At 65.0% G+C, this 12,795-nt stretch carries 15 protein-coding genes; 11 read left to right on the top strand and 4 right to left on the bottom strand.

Annotation, left to right across the window (positions count from 1 at the left end):
* The first annotated feature begins 9 nt into the window (after nucleotides 1–9).
* The 8 genes from nuoN (at nucleotide 10) to WK25_RS10875 (ending at nucleotide 6,321) form a co-directional block, all read left to right on the top strand.
* Complete coding sequence (gene nuoN, locus WK25_RS10910) at nucleotides 10–1,464, top strand: NADH-quinone oxidoreductase subunit NuoN (RefSeq protein WP_174554669.1); 1,455 nt, start codon at nucleotides 10–12, stop codon at nucleotides 1,462–1,464.
* Entirely contained in the window at nucleotides 1,464–1,760 is a 297-nt protein-coding gene (locus WK25_RS10905) for a DUF2818 family protein (RefSeq protein ID WP_040144665.1), read from the top strand. Before nuoN ends, WK25_RS10905 begins: the two co-directional genes overlap by 1 nt.
* A gap of 41 nt (nucleotides 1,761–1,801) precedes the next feature.
* Nucleotides 1,802–2,392, top strand: coding sequence for an NUDIX domain-containing protein (locus WK25_RS10900; protein WP_040144664.1), 591 nt, complete (start codon nucleotides 1,802–1,804; stop codon nucleotides 2,390–2,392).
* A 135-nt stretch (nucleotides 2,393–2,527) separates the two neighbouring features.
* Nucleotides 2,528–2,950: a DUF1178 family protein gene (locus WK25_RS10895; RefSeq protein WP_069241578.1), complete on the top strand. Its 423-nt coding sequence runs from the start codon at nucleotides 2,528–2,530 to the stop codon at nucleotides 2,948–2,950.
* 51 nt (nucleotides 2,951–3,001) lie between these two features.
* The gene (locus WK25_RS10890) at nucleotides 3,002–4,198 is read left to right on the top strand and encodes an acyl-CoA dehydrogenase family protein (protein ID WP_040144662.1); all 1,197 of its coding nucleotides are present in this window, start codon (nucleotides 3,002–3,004) and stop codon (nucleotides 4,196–4,198) included.
* Between the two features lie 19 nt (nucleotides 4,199–4,217).
* On the top strand, nucleotides 4,218–5,351 hold the full coding sequence (locus WK25_RS10885) for an acyl-CoA dehydrogenase family protein (RefSeq protein ID WP_069241577.1): 1,134 nt from the start codon (nucleotides 4,218–4,220) through the stop codon (nucleotides 5,349–5,351).
* A gap of 35 nt (nucleotides 5,352–5,386) precedes the next feature.
* Nucleotides 5,387–5,848 carry a MaoC family dehydratase gene (locus WK25_RS10880; protein ID WP_040145002.1) on the top strand — a complete coding sequence of 154 codons (462 nt, stop codon included), beginning with the start codon at nucleotides 5,387–5,389 and terminating at the stop codon, nucleotides 5,846–5,848.
* On the top strand, nucleotides 5,845–6,321 hold the full coding sequence (locus WK25_RS10875; RefSeq protein WP_069241576.1) for a MaoC family dehydratase: 477 nt from the start codon (nucleotides 5,845–5,847) through the stop codon (nucleotides 6,319–6,321). The genes WK25_RS10880 and WK25_RS10875 overlap by 4 nt, the downstream gene beginning before the upstream one ends.
* A gap of 51 nt (nucleotides 6,322–6,372) precedes the next feature.
* Here the strand turns inward: WK25_RS10875 and WK25_RS10870 are convergent, their stop codons facing one another.
* The gene (locus WK25_RS10870) at nucleotides 6,373–7,065 is read right to left on the bottom strand and encodes a glutathione binding-like protein (protein ID WP_069241981.1); all 693 of its coding nucleotides are present in this window, start codon (nucleotides 7,063–7,065) and stop codon (nucleotides 6,373–6,375) included.
* A gap of 174 nt (nucleotides 7,066–7,239) precedes the next feature.
* Entirely contained in the window at nucleotides 7,240–8,031 is a 792-nt protein-coding gene (locus tag WK25_RS10865) for an oxepin-CoA hydrolase, alternative type (protein ID WP_069241575.1), read from the bottom strand.
* Between the two features lie 200 nt (nucleotides 8,032–8,231).
* Between WK25_RS10865 and WK25_RS10860 the strand changes: the two genes are divergently transcribed.
* Complete coding sequence (locus WK25_RS10860) at nucleotides 8,232–8,888, top strand: glutathione S-transferase (RefSeq protein ID WP_069241980.1); 657 nt, start codon at nucleotides 8,232–8,234, stop codon at nucleotides 8,886–8,888.
* 52 nt (nucleotides 8,889–8,940) lie between these two features.
* Here the strand turns inward: WK25_RS10860 and WK25_RS10855 are convergent, their stop codons facing one another.
* Both WK25_RS10855 and WK25_RS10850 read right to left on the bottom strand, forming a co-directional pair.
* Nucleotides 8,941–10,113, bottom strand: a complete 1,173-nt coding sequence (locus WK25_RS10855; RefSeq protein ID WP_059546433.1) for a pyridoxal phosphate-dependent aminotransferase — start codon at nucleotides 10,111–10,113, stop codon at nucleotides 8,941–8,943.
* Between the two features lie 34 nt (nucleotides 10,114–10,147).
* Nucleotides 10,148–10,648 (bottom strand): putative toxin-antitoxin system toxin component, PIN family, encoded by a 501-nt coding sequence (locus WK25_RS10850; RefSeq protein WP_069241574.1) that lies wholly within the window; start codon nucleotides 10,646–10,648, stop codon nucleotides 10,148–10,150.
* Between the two features lie 57 nt (nucleotides 10,649–10,705).
* Here WK25_RS10850 and yaaA point away from each other — a divergent pair, with 57 nt between their 5' ends.
* Complete coding sequence (gene yaaA / locus WK25_RS10845) at nucleotides 10,706–11,488, top strand: peroxide stress protein YaaA (protein ID WP_069241573.1); 783 nt, start codon at nucleotides 10,706–10,708, stop codon at nucleotides 11,486–11,488.
* 88 nt (nucleotides 11,489–11,576) lie between these two features.
* Entirely contained in the window at nucleotides 11,577–12,731 is a 1,155-nt protein-coding gene (locus WK25_RS10840) for a M14 family metallopeptidase (RefSeq protein ID WP_040144655.1), read from the top strand.
* The last annotated feature ends 64 nt before the right edge of the window (nucleotides 12,732–12,795 follow it).

Here is a 12,795-nt window from a genome sequence, read left to right as displayed (position 1 = left end):
AACGCTCCTATGAATGTCCTGTTGCCTGACGCGCTGGTGATGGTCGCCATCGTCGTCGCATGGCTGAACGACACCTTTACCGGTGCCGCCGGCCGCCGCCTGACCTATCTGATCGCGGTGGTTTCGTCGGTCGTCGCCGGCGTCTGGTTTGCCGTGCAGGCGCTGGACCCGCAGCCGTACTACTTCTTCTCGCGGATGGTCGTCGTCGACTCGTTCGCGAGCATGATGAAGGCCGTCGTGTCGATCGGCTTCGCGGTCTCGCTCGTCTATTCGCGCAAGTATCTCGAAGACCGCGACATGTTCCGCGGTGACGTGTTCCTGCTCGGCATGTTCTCGCTGCTCGGTCAACTGGTGATGGTGTCCGGCAACAACTTCCTGACGCTGTACCTCGGCCTCGAACTGATGTCGCTGTCGCTGTACGCCGTCATCGCGCTGCGCCGCGATGCCGCGCAGTCGAGCGAAGCCGCGATGAAGTACTACGTGCTGGGCGCGCTCGCGTCGGGCTTCGTGCTGTACGGCATCTCGATGCTTTACGGCGCGACCGGCTCGCTCGAGCTGGGCGAGGTGTACAAGGCGGTCGGCGGCAACACCGACGCAGCCGTGCTGATGTTCGGCGTGATCTTCATCGTCGCGGGTATCGCGTTCAAGCTTGGCGCCGTGCCGTTCCACATGTGGGTGCCGGACGTCTACCAGGGCGCGCCGACCGCGATGACGCTGTTCGTCGGCGGCGGCCCGAAGGTTGCCGCGTTTGCGTGGGGTCTGCGCTTCCTGGTGATGGGCCTGCTGCCGCTCGCACAGAACTGGCAGACCGCGCTCGTGATCCTCGCTGCGCTGTCGCTGATCGTCGGCAACATCACCGGTATCGTCCAGCGCAACATCAAGCGGATGCTCGCGTACTCGGCGATCTCCAACATGGGCTTCGTGCTGCTCGGCCTGCTCGCCGGCATCGTGAAGGGCGACGCGGCCGCACCGGCGAACGCTTACAGCTCGGCGATGTTCTACGCGATCGTCTATCTGATCACGACGCTCGGCTCGTTCGGCGTGGTGATGCTGCTCGCGCGCCGCGATTTCGAAGCGGAAACGATCGACGACTTCAAGGGTCTCAACAAGCGCAGCCCGGTGTTCGCGTTCGTGATGATGGTCATGATGTTCTCGCTGGCCGGCATTCCGCCGACCGTCGGCTTCTACGCGAAGCTCGCGGTGCTCGAGGCGACCGTCAACGCGGGCCTGACTTGGCTGGCCGTGCTGGCCGTGATCACGTCGTTGTTCGGCGCGTTCTATTACCTGCGCATCGTCAAGCTGATCTACTTCGATGCGCCGCAGGACACGGCCCCGATTACCGGCGACTTCTGCAAGCGTACGATCCTCGTGCTTAACGGTGTCGCGGTCGTCGTGCTGGGCCTGATCCCGAGCCCGCTGCTGACGGCCTGCCTGCAGGCGATTCGTCACACGCTGCCGCTGTAATGTCGGCAGCCGGCTGGTTCATCGTGCTGTTGGCGCTCACGGGCGCCAACGTGCCGTTCCTGAACCAACGTCTCTTCGCCGTCGTGCCGTTCGGCGCGGCGAAGAAGAGCGCGTGGATCCGGATCGGCGAGCTGATCGTCCTGTATTTCGTGGTCGGCGCGCTGGGCTTCTGGCTCGAGTCGCGCGCCGGCAACCGCTTCGAACAAGGCTGGCAGTTTTACGCGATCACGTTCAGTCTTTTCGTCGTGTTCGCGTTTCCCGGCTTCACGTTCCAGTATCTCGTCAAACGACGCTGACGGCTTCGGCCGTCGCGTGCTCACTCCTCAGGAGCCCGCCGATGGCCGAACTTCCCAATCACGACGCCGCACTGACCGAAACCTGCCTCGAAAGCGAGGCGATTTTCGAAGGCTCGTTCCTCAAGCTCAAGCGCGACACCGTTCGCCTGCCTGACGGCAAGCAGGCCACGCGCGAATACGTGCAGCATCCGGGCGCGGTGATGGTGATTCCGCTGTTCGACGACGGTCGCGTGCTGATGGAAAGCCAGTATCGGTATCCGATCGGCAAGGTGATGGCCGAATTCCCGGCCGGCAAGCTCGATCCGAACGAAGGTGCGCTCGCGTGCGCGGTGCGCGAGCTGCGCGAGGAAACCGGCTATACGGCGCGTGAATACGTGTTCCTGGCCCGGATTCACCCGATCATTTCCTATTCGACCGAATTCATCGATCTCTATCTCGCACGCGGGCTGACGGCCGGTGAACGCAAGCTCGACGAAGGCGAATTCCTCGAAACCTTCACCGCGACGCTGGCCGACCTGCTCGAATGGGTGCGCACGGGCCAGATCACCGACGTGAAGACCATCATCGGCACGATGTGGCTCGACAAGGTGCTGTCCGGCGCGTGGCCGCTGGGTCCGGTCGAGCGGCCCTGACGGGCGTCTGCAACGGGTCGGGCGCCGCGTTACAATCCCGTGACGCGGCCGCCGTGCGGTAACGCGCTCCCGGTTTAGCACGGTCGTTCACAAAAGCGCGTTTTGCGCTACACTCGTCACACGCCCTGATTCAGCATGAAGGTCCTCGATTTACAGTGCCCGCACGGTCATCGGTTCGAAGGCTGGTTCGCTTCCGCCGATGAGTTCGAAGCGCAGTTGTCCCGCAAGCTGGTCGAATGCCCGGTATGCGGAACGACGCAGATCAACCGGATGCCGTCGGCTCCGCGCCTGAACCTGTCGGGTGGGACGCAGGCGCAGCCGGCCGATCCGCGCGCGTTGCAGGCGCACGTGATGCGGGCACTGCGAGAGGTGCTGGAGAAAACCGAGAACGTGGGCGAGCGCTTCGCCGAGGAAGCGCGGCGCATCCATTACAACGAGGCGCCGGCACGGAGCATTCGCGGCGTCACGACGCCGGAGGATGCACAGTCCTTGGTCGAAGAAGGCATCGACGTGATGCCGCTGCCGATTCCTGCCGCGCTTAAAGAACCGCTGCAATGACGTACGCAGTGTGTTCGTGGCCGGGGCGGCTGCGGACAGGAGACACTGCGCATGGATCTGGATTATTCCCCCGCCGACGACGCATTCCGCGCCGACGTCCGCGCGTGGCTCGAGGCGAATCTGCCTCAAGCACTGCGCGCCAAAGTACTTGATCACAAGCGACTCGACCGCGAGGATTTCGCAAGCTGGCACCGGCTTCTCGGCCAGCGCGGCTGGTCCGCGCCTGCATGGCCGGTGGAATACGGCGGGCCGGGCTGGAACGCGACGCAGCGGCACATCTGGGACGAGGAGTGCGCACGCATCGGCGCACCGACCGTGCTGCCGTTCGGCGTGTCGATGGTCGCGCCGGTGCTGATGAAATACGGCAGCGACGCGCAGAAGCAGCACTATCTGCCACGTATCCTCGACGGCACCGACTGGTGGTGTCAGGGCTATTCGGAGCCGGGTTCCGGGTCCGATCTCGCGTCGCTGCGCACGCGCGCCGAACGTCACGGCGACTACTACGTCGTCAACGGCCAGAAGACCTGGACGACGCTCGGCCAGTATGCGGACATGATGTTCTGCCTCGTGCGCACCGATCCGGCGGCGAAGAAGCAGGAGGGCATCTCGTTCCTGCTGATCGACATGAAGACGCCAGGCATCACCGTGCGCCCGATCATCACGCTCGACGAGGATCACGAAGTCAACGAAGTCTTCTTCGAGGACGTGAAGGTGCCGGTCGACAATCTCGTCGGCGACGAGAATCGCGGCTGGACCTATGCGAAGTATCTGCTCGGCCACGAGCGTACCGGCATCGCGCGCGTGGGCGCGTCGAAGCGCGAACTCGCGTTCCTGAAGCGCGTGGCGTCGAACCAGCGCAAGAACGGCAAGCCGTTGCTCGCCGATCCGGTGTTCGCCGCGAAGGTCGCGGCGCTCGAAGTCGAGCTGATGGCGCTCGAGGTGACGGTGCTGCGCGTCGTGAGCCGCGAGACGAGCGGCCAGGGGCCGGGCCCCGAGGCGTCGATGCTGAAGATCAAGGGAACCGAGGTGCAGCAGGCGCTCACCGAGCTGATGTTCGAGGCGATCGGCCCGCTGGCCGCGCCGTTCGACGTCCCGTTCCTCGCCGGCGAGCGCGAACACAGCATCGCCGGCGACGACGATGCGGCGCCGCTTGCCGCGTACTACTTCAATTATCGGAAGACGTCGATCTACGGCGGCTCGAACGAAATTCAGAAGAACATCATCGCGCAGATGATCCTCGGGCTGTGATCAGGTAACGGAGACAACCATGGATTTCGGTTTTACCGATGAGCAGCAACAGTTCGCCGACGCGCTGCGCCGTTATCTCGGCGAGCAGTACGGTTTCGACGCGCGCCAGGCCATCGTGCGCAGCGACGCCGGCGTGTCGGACGTGCAATGGAGCGCATTCGCGGAGCTCGGCCTGACCGCGCTGCCGGTGCCCGATGCACACGGCGGCTTCGGCGGCGGCACCGTCGACATGCTGGTGGCGATGCAGGAGCTCGGCCGCGCACTCGTCGTCGAACCGTACTGGGCGACGGCGGTCGGCATCGAGGCGCTGAGGGTCGCCGGTTCCGGCACGGGGGACGATGCGGCTCTGCTGGAAGCGGTCGCTCAGGGGCAGAAGCGCCTGGCCGTGGCGTTCCACGAACCGCGGGCGCGCTATGACCTGTACGAAATCGATACGCGTGCGCGCGAGGACGGCGGCACACATCGGCTGACCGGCACGAAATCGATTGTCCAGCATGGTGCGCAGGCACATGCGTGGATCGTGCCCGCGCGCGTCGACGGCGGCGGCATCGGCCTGTTCGTCGTCGAGCGCGACGCCGCGGGCGTCAAACTCGCCGATTACCGGACGATCGACGGCCAGCGCGCCGCAACGATCGAGCTGCATGAAACGCCCGCACGGCAGTTGACCGGCGGCGCGCGCGATGCGGCTGCGCTCGAGCAGATTGCCGACTACGCGACCTTCCTGCTGTGCGCGGAAGCGGTCGGCGCGCTCGACGAGTTGAATCGTGCGACAGTCGAGTACACGAAGACGCGCGAGCAGTTCGGCGTACCGATCGCGCGCTTCCAGGCGCTGCAGCACCGGATGGTCGACATGCTGATTCACGCGGAGCAGGCGCGTTCGCTGACGTATCTCGCCGCGGTGCGTTACGCGGGCGGCGATGCCGACGCGCGGCGCAAGGCGGTGTCCGCCGCGAAGGCGCGCGTGGGAGCGGCCGCGCGATTCGTCGGCCAGCAGGCCGTGCAACTGCACGGCGGGATGGGCGTGACCAACGAGGTCGCGGCCGCGCACCTGTTCAAGCGGTTGTCGATCATCGAGATCACGCTTGGCGACACCGATCATCACCTTGCGCGCATCGCGGCCCTGCCGGATTTCGCGCAGTTCGACGCTGCATGACGGCGACGCGCGAGCGCGCCACGGGAGACGCACAAGTGGGTATCAGCTACGAAGATCTGGAAGTCGGCAGCACGACCGAAATCGGTCGCTACACGTTCGAGTCGGACGACATCAAGGCGTTCGCGCAACGCTACGACCCGCAACCGTTCCACCTCGACGAGGCCGCCGGCAAAGCATCGCCGTTCGGCGGCCTCGTCGCGAGCGGCTGGCATACCTGTTCGGTGTTCATGAGCCTGCTCATCAAGAAGCTCGGCCCGGATTCGACGAGCATGGGTTCGCCCGGCATCGATTCGATTCGCTGGCTCAAGCCCGTGCGCGCCGGCGACACGATCACGATGTACCAGAAGATTCACGACAAGCGCGTGTCGGCCAGCAAGCCCGATCGCGGCATCGTGTCGACGGAGTGGATCGGCATCAACGAAGCCGGCGACACGGTGATCACCGTTCACACGAAAGTGATCTTCGGGCTGCGTCATCCGCAAGGAGTGGGCGCATGACCGACACGACATTGCCGCTCATCGCATCGGCGCCGGCGCTGCATGCTCTGGTCGGTGCGGAGCCGTTTGCCAGCGGCTGGATCGAGGTCGATCAGCAGCGGGTCGACCGTTTTGCCGATGCGACCGACGATCGCCAGTGGATTCATGTCGATCCCGAGCGTGCGCGGCGCGAGTCGCCTTTCGGCGGCCCGATCGCGCACGGGTTCCTGACACTGTCGCTGATTCCCGCGCTGATGACCGACGCGATGCGCTTCGAGCACAAGATGGGTGTGAACTACGGACTGAACCGCGTTCGGTTCCTGAAGCCGGTGGCAGTCGGTGCGCGCGTGCGTGCGCTGTTCGCAGTGAAGGAAACGGCGGACGCCGCGCGCGGTGGCGTACAGGTAACGTGGTCGGTGTCGGTGCAGGCCGATCGTCCCGATGCGCCGCAGCTTGTTTGCGCGGCGGAATTCATCACGCTGCACTACTTCTGACGCGTGCAGTGGCATCGCCGGATGCCGCCGCGCTCGCCGTTGCCTGCCGCATCAGTGCTTCGCGTATTGCGTTGCGCCGAACAGGATCTCGCGTGCCTTGTCGTCCTGCAGCGCCTTGCGCAGCGACGAGAGAACTTCGACGCCGCGCTGCACGGCCGGGCGCGCGGCAATCGCTTCATGCCAGCGCTTCACGTTTGGCAGTTCGTCGAGCACGATGCCCTGGTTCTGCCACGAACGCGTCCACGGAAACGTCGCGATGTCCGCGATCGTGTACGTGTCGCCCGCGAGATATTCGGATTCGCCGAGGCGCTTGTCCATCACGTTGTACAGGCGCTTCGCTTCGTTGGTGTAGCGATTCACCGCATATTCGATTTTTTCCGGTGCGTAGATGCGGAAATGGTGTGCCTGTCCGAGCATCGGGCCGACCCCGCCCATCTGGAACATCAGCCATTCGAGCGTCGCGTAGCGCGCGGCCGGATCCGACGGCAGGAAATTGCCGGTTTTTTCCGCGAGGTAGACGAGGATCGCGCCCGATTCGAACAGCGAGATCGGCTGGCCGCCCGGGCCGTCGGAATCGACGATCGCGGGAATCTTGTTGTTCGGGCTGATCTTCAGGAATTCTGGCTTGAACTGGTCGCCCGCACCGATGTCGATCGGATGCGCTCGATACGCGAGGCCGGTTTCCTCGAGCATGATGTGGATCTTGTGGCCGTTCGGGGTCGCCCAGCTGTAGACGTCGATCATCGTCAACTCCTTCGTTGCATGCGCGAAAACGGCGCCGGTACGGCGCCGCGACAGGCGGTCATTAGAGCATGGATCGCCGTGCGCTGCAGGCGGCGCGAAACCGCGCCGGCAACAGGCACATGCGTGTCGCCGCAACGCCGGTAACGCCGTTGGAGTGGTGGAGTCGCGCGGGCATCAGCGCTTGTAGCGCGGTGCCCGTTTCTCGAGAAATGCGGTAATCCCCTCGAACGCATCCGCGTGATGCAGCGACGCGACGAAGTGATCGCGCTCGGCGCCGAGATGTGCGTCGAGCGGCTGCGCGGTTGCGTCGTCGAGCAGCGATTTGATGCGCGTGAGCGCGTTCGGCGAGACGCCGGCCAGCGAGTCGGCCCACGCGAGCGCGTCGGACAACGCGGCCCCCGGCGCGGCGAGCCGGTTGACGATACCGAGCGCATGCAGGCGTTCGGCCGCGACGGGCTTGCCCTCGAACAGGATTTCCGCCGCCAGCGCGCGCGGCAGCGCACGGGCGAGGAACCAGGAGCCGCCGCCGTCCGGCGTGAGGCCGACGCGAGCGTACGACATCACGAATTTCGCGTCGTGCGCGGCGACGATCAGATCGCATGCGAGCGCAAGCGAGAAGCCTGCGCCGGCCGCCGCGCCTTCGACTGCTGCGATCACCGGCTTCGTCGACGCGCGAATCGCCGTAATCCATGCGGCGAGCTGATCGATGCTGTCAGCCTGGCAAGACGGGTCCTTCGATCGGTTGTCGAGCAGCCGGTTCAGGTTGCCGCCCGCGCAAAAGAAACGGTCGGCGCCCGTGAGCACGACGGCGCGGATCGCCGGATCGCGATCGGCGGTGGCGAGCGCTTCGACGCCGGCTGCGTACATGTCGGGATGCAGTGCGTTGCGTGCGCCGGGGCTGGACAACGTGAGGACGAGCGTCGATTCGCTTTCGGGCGGACGCGAGGCCAGCAGTTCAGCGCTCATGCGAGTGTGTCTCCATCGAATGGCGACGCTGCGGCGTCGCGCGTTGCGCATGCAGGCGAGCGTGACGCTGCAGCGGATGTAATGGCGTCGTGACGGACGTGAAACTGCTTTAGACTAGCACGAACGTGCTTTTTGGCGCGATGCATCCCGATGCGGCCGGTAGCGCTGCGGCCGCGCTTCAAGCAACGCAGGAGACTCCGATGCTACAGCTGTGCGGTATTCCGTTGTCCAACTATTACAACAAGGTGAAGTTCGTGCTGCTCGAGCACGGCATCCCGTTCGAGGAATCGACATGCGGCTTGCCGATCAGCGACCCGGCATTGCTCGCCGATTCGCCGCTCGGCAAGATTCCGTTCGTGAAGACGGAAGAGGGCGCGCTGTTCGAATCGCAGGTCATCGTCGAGTATCTGGCGGCGCGCTACCCTGAGAAGGCGATCCTCCCGCATAGTCCATTCGCGGCCGCCAAGGTACGTGAACTCGTCGAGACGCTCGAGCTGTATCTCGAATGGACGGCGCGCGAAGTTTATACGGAAGCATTTTTCGGCGGCAAGGTCAGCGACGGGATGAAGGCGCACGTCGAGAAGCGCCTGCCGCGCGCGATCGACGCATTCAAGCAAATGGCGAAGTTTTCACCGTATGTGCTCGGCGACACGTTTGGCTTGGCCGACATCGCCGCGACGGTACATCTGCCGGTGATCGGAATGGCAACGAAGGCGATCTTCGGCCGCGATTTCCTGGTCGACGCAGGCATTGACTGGAAGGCGCATGCGAAGCTGGTCGGCGAGCGGCCCGCCGCACAACGCGTGGCAGCCGATCGCAAGGCGTATATCGAAGCATCCGGCATCGCGCGTTCATAAGCGCGATGGGGCGGGCGCGGCGAGCGGCCGCGCCCGGCCGGCCCAATCCGGTTTACAAGCGCGCGAGCCGTTCTAGTGCGGATGCGAGCGTGCTTTCCTGTTTCGCGAAGCAGAAGCGCACGACGCCCGATTCATGCGGCTCGTGATAGAACGCGGACACCGGAATTGCCGCCACGCCGATTTCCGAGGTGAGCCATTTCGAGAATTCCGCTTCCGGCAGGTCGCTGATCGCCGAATAATCGACGCACTGAAAGTACGTGCCCGTGCACGGCAGCAGCCTGAAGCGCGTGCGTTCGAGGCCGGCGCGGAAGAAGTCGCGCTTCTTCTGGTAGAAATCGGGCAGCGTCAGGTACGGTGCCGGATCGCGCAGGTAGTCGGCGAGCCCGATCTGCATCGGCGTGTTGACCGTGAATACGTTGAACTGGTGGACCTTGCGGAACTCCGCGGTCAGCGCCGCGGGCGCCGCGACATAGCCGACTTTCCAGCCGGTCACGTGGTACGTCTTCCCGAAGCTCGACACGATGAAGCTGCGCGCGGCGAGCTCCGGGTAGCGCGCGACGCTCTCGTGCCGCGCGCCGTCATAGACCATGTGCTCGTACACCTCGTCCGACAGGATCAGCACGTTGGTGCCGCGCACGATCTCCTCGAGCCTGCGCATGTCCGTGTCGCGCCACACCGTGCCGGTCGGATTGTGCGGCGTGTTGATCATGATCATGCGTGTCTTCGGCGTGATCGCCGCCGCGAGACGATCGAACGGAATGGCGTAGTCCGGCGCTTCCAGCGTGACGAACACGGGCTTGCCGCCGGCCAGTTCGATCGACGGCAGATAGCTGTCGTAGGTCGGTTCGATGACGATCACTTCGTCGCCCGGATGCACCGCGCACAGGATTGCCGTCAGCAGCGCCTGCGTCGCGCCGGCGGTCACAGTGATCTCCGTGGCCGGATCGTAGCGCCGGCCGTAGACGTGCGCGATCTTGTCGGCAATCGCGTCGCGCAGCGGGGCCACGCCCGCCATCGGCGGATACTGGTTGTGCCCGTTGCGCATCGCGGCCGAGACCGCGTCGACGATGCGCGGATCGCAGTCGAAATCGGGGAAGCCCTGCCCGAGGTTGACCGCGCCTTTCTCGGCGGCGAGCGCGCTCATGACCGTGAAAATCGTCGTGCCGACGTTCGGCAGGCGCGAGGGGAAAACGGGAGTCTTGGGCATGTCGGAAGGAGCGTTCATCGATACGGTCGCAAGCGGTGTGGCGCCGGGCCTGTCAGGCCGGCGTGGAGGTGGTGGCCGACGCGGCATCGAGCGCGCAGGCTTCGGTAAACGGCGCAGGCTGTGCGATCCGGAAGCCGAAGTCGCGCGCGGTGCGCTTCGCGAGCTTGAGCAGCGCGCGATCCTTCGATACGAGCCAGTCGGCCTGCGCGGCGCGCGCGAGCTCGAGAAATTTCTGATCGTCGCGGTCCTTGCATTTCGGCAGCGGCAGCGTGTCGGCGGCGGCGATGGCCGGCGGCTCGACGAGCGTCGCCAGGCGCGCGACGATCGCGAGCGCTTTGGCCTTGTCGATCGCGCGCGCCCGGAACTGCGGATAGTCGAGCACGAGTTCGAGCTCGTTCAGGCAGCGGCCGTCGATCACGGCGCCGAGCGTACCGCGCTCGAGCGCAGCACGGATCGGGCGCGTGGCAGGGTCGTCGAACACGAGGATGTCGATCCAGACGTTCGAGTCGAGCACGACGCGAAGCGCGTCATGCGGGGCGAGGGAGCGGGTCATTCGTTACAATCGGTGGTTTTCGTCTGACCGCAAGGCACGGCGTGCCAGCGAGCCTCTATGATAATCGTTCTCTCTCCCGCCAAATCCCTCGACTACGATACGCCCGCCCACGTCCCGTCTTACACGAATCCTGCATTCGTCGAGGATGCGTCGGAACTGATCGATGGTCTGCGCAAGCTGTCGCCGCAGGACATCGCAACGCTGATGGACATCTCCGATCCGCTCGCGCGCCTGAACTTCCAGCGTTACGCCGACTGGTCGCCGAATTTCACGACGGCCAATGCGAAGCAGGCGGTGCTCGCGTTCAACGGCGACGTCTACGAAGGATTCGACGCAAAATCGCTGTCGGCTGCCGATCTCGACTTCGCGCAGCAACACGTGCGCGTGCTGTCGGGCTTGTACGGGCTGCTGCGTCCGCTCGACCTGCTGCAGCCGTACCGGCTCGAGATGGGGACCCGTTTCGCGAACGCGCGCGGCAAGGATCTGTACGCGTTCTGGGGCGACCGGATCACACGGGCGCTGAACGAGCAGCTCGAGACGCGCACGGGTGCAGCGCGCGTGCTGGTCAACTGCGCGTCCACCGAGTACTTCAAGTCGGTGAAGCCGAAACTGCTGGCCGCGCCGATCGTCACGCCGGTATTCGAGGACTGGAAGGGCGGCCGCTACAAGATCATCAGCTTCCACGCGAAGCGCGCCCGTGGCCTGATGGCGCGCTATATCGTCGAGAACCGCATCGCCGAACCCGCGGCGCTGAAGGATTTCGCGATGGAAGGTTACGCGTTCGACGCGGCTGCATCGAACGATTCGACTTACGTATATCGCCGGCGCATCGGCGAGTGACCATGCCGGCCGTTCACGAGGCGGCCGGCGCAAGCATGAGGCCGGACATGCGGCAAACCGCCCGCTCCGGTCGCAATTGGAGAGAAGGATGACCCTTTCGATCACCAGCAATTTCGATGCGGGCGCGATCGACGTCGTGTCGTGCGACAGCCCGGACGCGATCCGTCTGCGCGTGCGCGGCGACAGCCGTTCCGAGTTCGCGCAATGGTTTTACTTCCGCCTGACCGGCGCTCGCGATGAGCGTTGCGTGATGGCGTTCGAGAATGCGGCCGACTGTGCGTATCCGTCGGGATGGCGCAACTACAGTGCGGTCGCGAGCTACGACCGCGTCGACTGGTTTCGCGTGCCGACGACATTCGACGGCAAGACGATGACCATCGACCACACGCCGGAATTCGACAGCATTTACTACGCATACTTCGAGCCATATTCGGAAGAGCGCCATGCGGCGTTCGTCGGTGCGGTCCAGCAGCTGCCGCACGCGAATGTCGTCGAGCTTGGGCGCACCGTCGAAGGCCGGCCGATGTCGCTGCTGACGCTTGGCACGCCGGAAGTCGACGGCGCGCCGAAGAAGAAGGTGTGGATCATCGCGCGCCAGCATCCCGGCGAGACGATGGCCGAGTGGTTCGTCGAAGGGCTCGTCAAGCGGCTCGCCGGCTGGGGCGACTGGGCGGGTGACCCGGTTGCGCGCAAGCTGTACGACCACGCAACGTTCTACATCGTCCCGAACATGAATCCGGATGGCAGCGTGCACGGCAATCTTCGCACCAACGCGGCGGGCGCGAACCTGAACCGCGAGTGGATGGAACCCGATGCCGCGCGCAGCCCGGAAGTGCTGGTCGTGCGCGACGCGATCCATGCGACCGGTTGCGACATGTTCTTCGACATTCATGGTGACGAGGATCTGCCGTACGTGTTCGTTGCGGGTTCGGAGATGCTGCCAGGCTTTACCGAGCAACAGCGCAGGGAGCAAGCCGCATTCATTGATGCGTTCAAGGTCGCAAGCCCCGACTTCCAGACCGAGCACGGCTATGCGGCGAGCAAGTACAAGGAGGACGCGCTCAAGCTCGCGTCGAAGTACATCGGCCATCAGTTCGGCTGCCTTTCGCTGACGCTCGAGATGCCATTCAAGGACAACGCGAACCTGCCCGACGAGCGCGTCGGCTGGAACGGCCAGCGCAGCGCGGCGCTCGGCGCGGCGATGCTCGCGGCAATCCTCGCGCACGTCGAGACGTTCGCGTAAGCGCGCAGTCGTCGATATGAAAAAAAGCCGGCGCATCGTGCGATGCGCCGGCTTTCTTGCTTCT

This window comes from Burkholderia latens, from assembly GCF_001718795.1.
Lineage (GTDB): Bacteria > Pseudomonadota > Gammaproteobacteria > Burkholderiales > Burkholderiaceae > Burkholderia > Burkholderia latens_A.
This window is presented reverse-complemented; position numbering and strand designations above follow the sequence as displayed.

What these genes read in the sequence shown, in the direction of transcription:
- WK25_RS10875 (WP_069241576.1), top strand. Translation starts at nt 5,845, where the DNA reads ATGACCGACACGACATTGCCGCTCATCGCATCGGCGCCGGCGCTGCAT.
- WK25_RS10885 (WP_069241577.1), top strand. Translation starts at nt 4,218, where the DNA reads ATGGATTTCGGTTTTACCGATGAGCAGCAACAGTTCGCCGACGCGCTG.
- WK25_RS10860 (WP_069241980.1), top strand. Translation starts at nt 8,232, where the DNA reads ATGCTACAGCTGTGCGGTATTCCGTTGTCCAACTATTACAACAAGGTG.
- WK25_RS10905 (WP_040144665.1), top strand. Translation starts at nt 1,464, where the DNA reads ATGTCGGCAGCCGGCTGGTTCATCGTGCTGTTGGCGCTCACGGGCGCC.
- WK25_RS10890 (WP_040144662.1), top strand. Translation starts at nt 3,002, where the DNA reads ATGGATCTGGATTATTCCCCCGCCGACGACGCATTCCGCGCCGACGTC.
- yaaA (WP_069241573.1), top strand. Translation starts at nt 10,706, where the DNA reads ATGATAATCGTTCTCTCTCCCGCCAAATCCCTCGACTACGATACGCCC.
- WK25_RS10850 (WP_069241574.1), bottom strand. Translation starts at nt 10,648, where the DNA reads ATGACCCGCTCCCTCGCCCCGCATGACGCGCTTCGCGTCGTGCTCGAC.
- WK25_RS10855 (WP_059546433.1), bottom strand. Translation starts at nt 10,113, where the DNA reads ATGAACGCTCCTTCCGACATGCCCAAGACTCCCGTTTTCCCCTCGCGC.
- WK25_RS10840 (WP_040144655.1), top strand. Translation starts at nt 11,577, where the DNA reads ATGACCCTTTCGATCACCAGCAATTTCGATGCGGGCGCGATCGACGTC.
- WK25_RS10900 (WP_040144664.1), top strand. Translation starts at nt 1,802, where the DNA reads ATGGCCGAACTTCCCAATCACGACGCCGCACTGACCGAAACCTGCCTC.
- WK25_RS10895 (WP_069241578.1), top strand. Translation starts at nt 2,528, where the DNA reads ATGAAGGTCCTCGATTTACAGTGCCCGCACGGTCATCGGTTCGAAGGC.
- nuoN (WP_174554669.1), top strand. Translation starts at nt 10, where the DNA reads ATGAATGTCCTGTTGCCTGACGCGCTGGTGATGGTCGCCATCGTCGTC.
- WK25_RS10865 (WP_069241575.1), bottom strand. Translation starts at nt 8,031, where the DNA reads ATGAGCGCTGAACTGCTGGCCTCGCGTCCGCCCGAAAGCGAATCGACG.
- WK25_RS10870 (WP_069241981.1), bottom strand. Translation starts at nt 7,065, where the DNA reads ATGATCGACGTCTACAGCTGGGCGACCCCGAACGGCCACAAGATCCAC.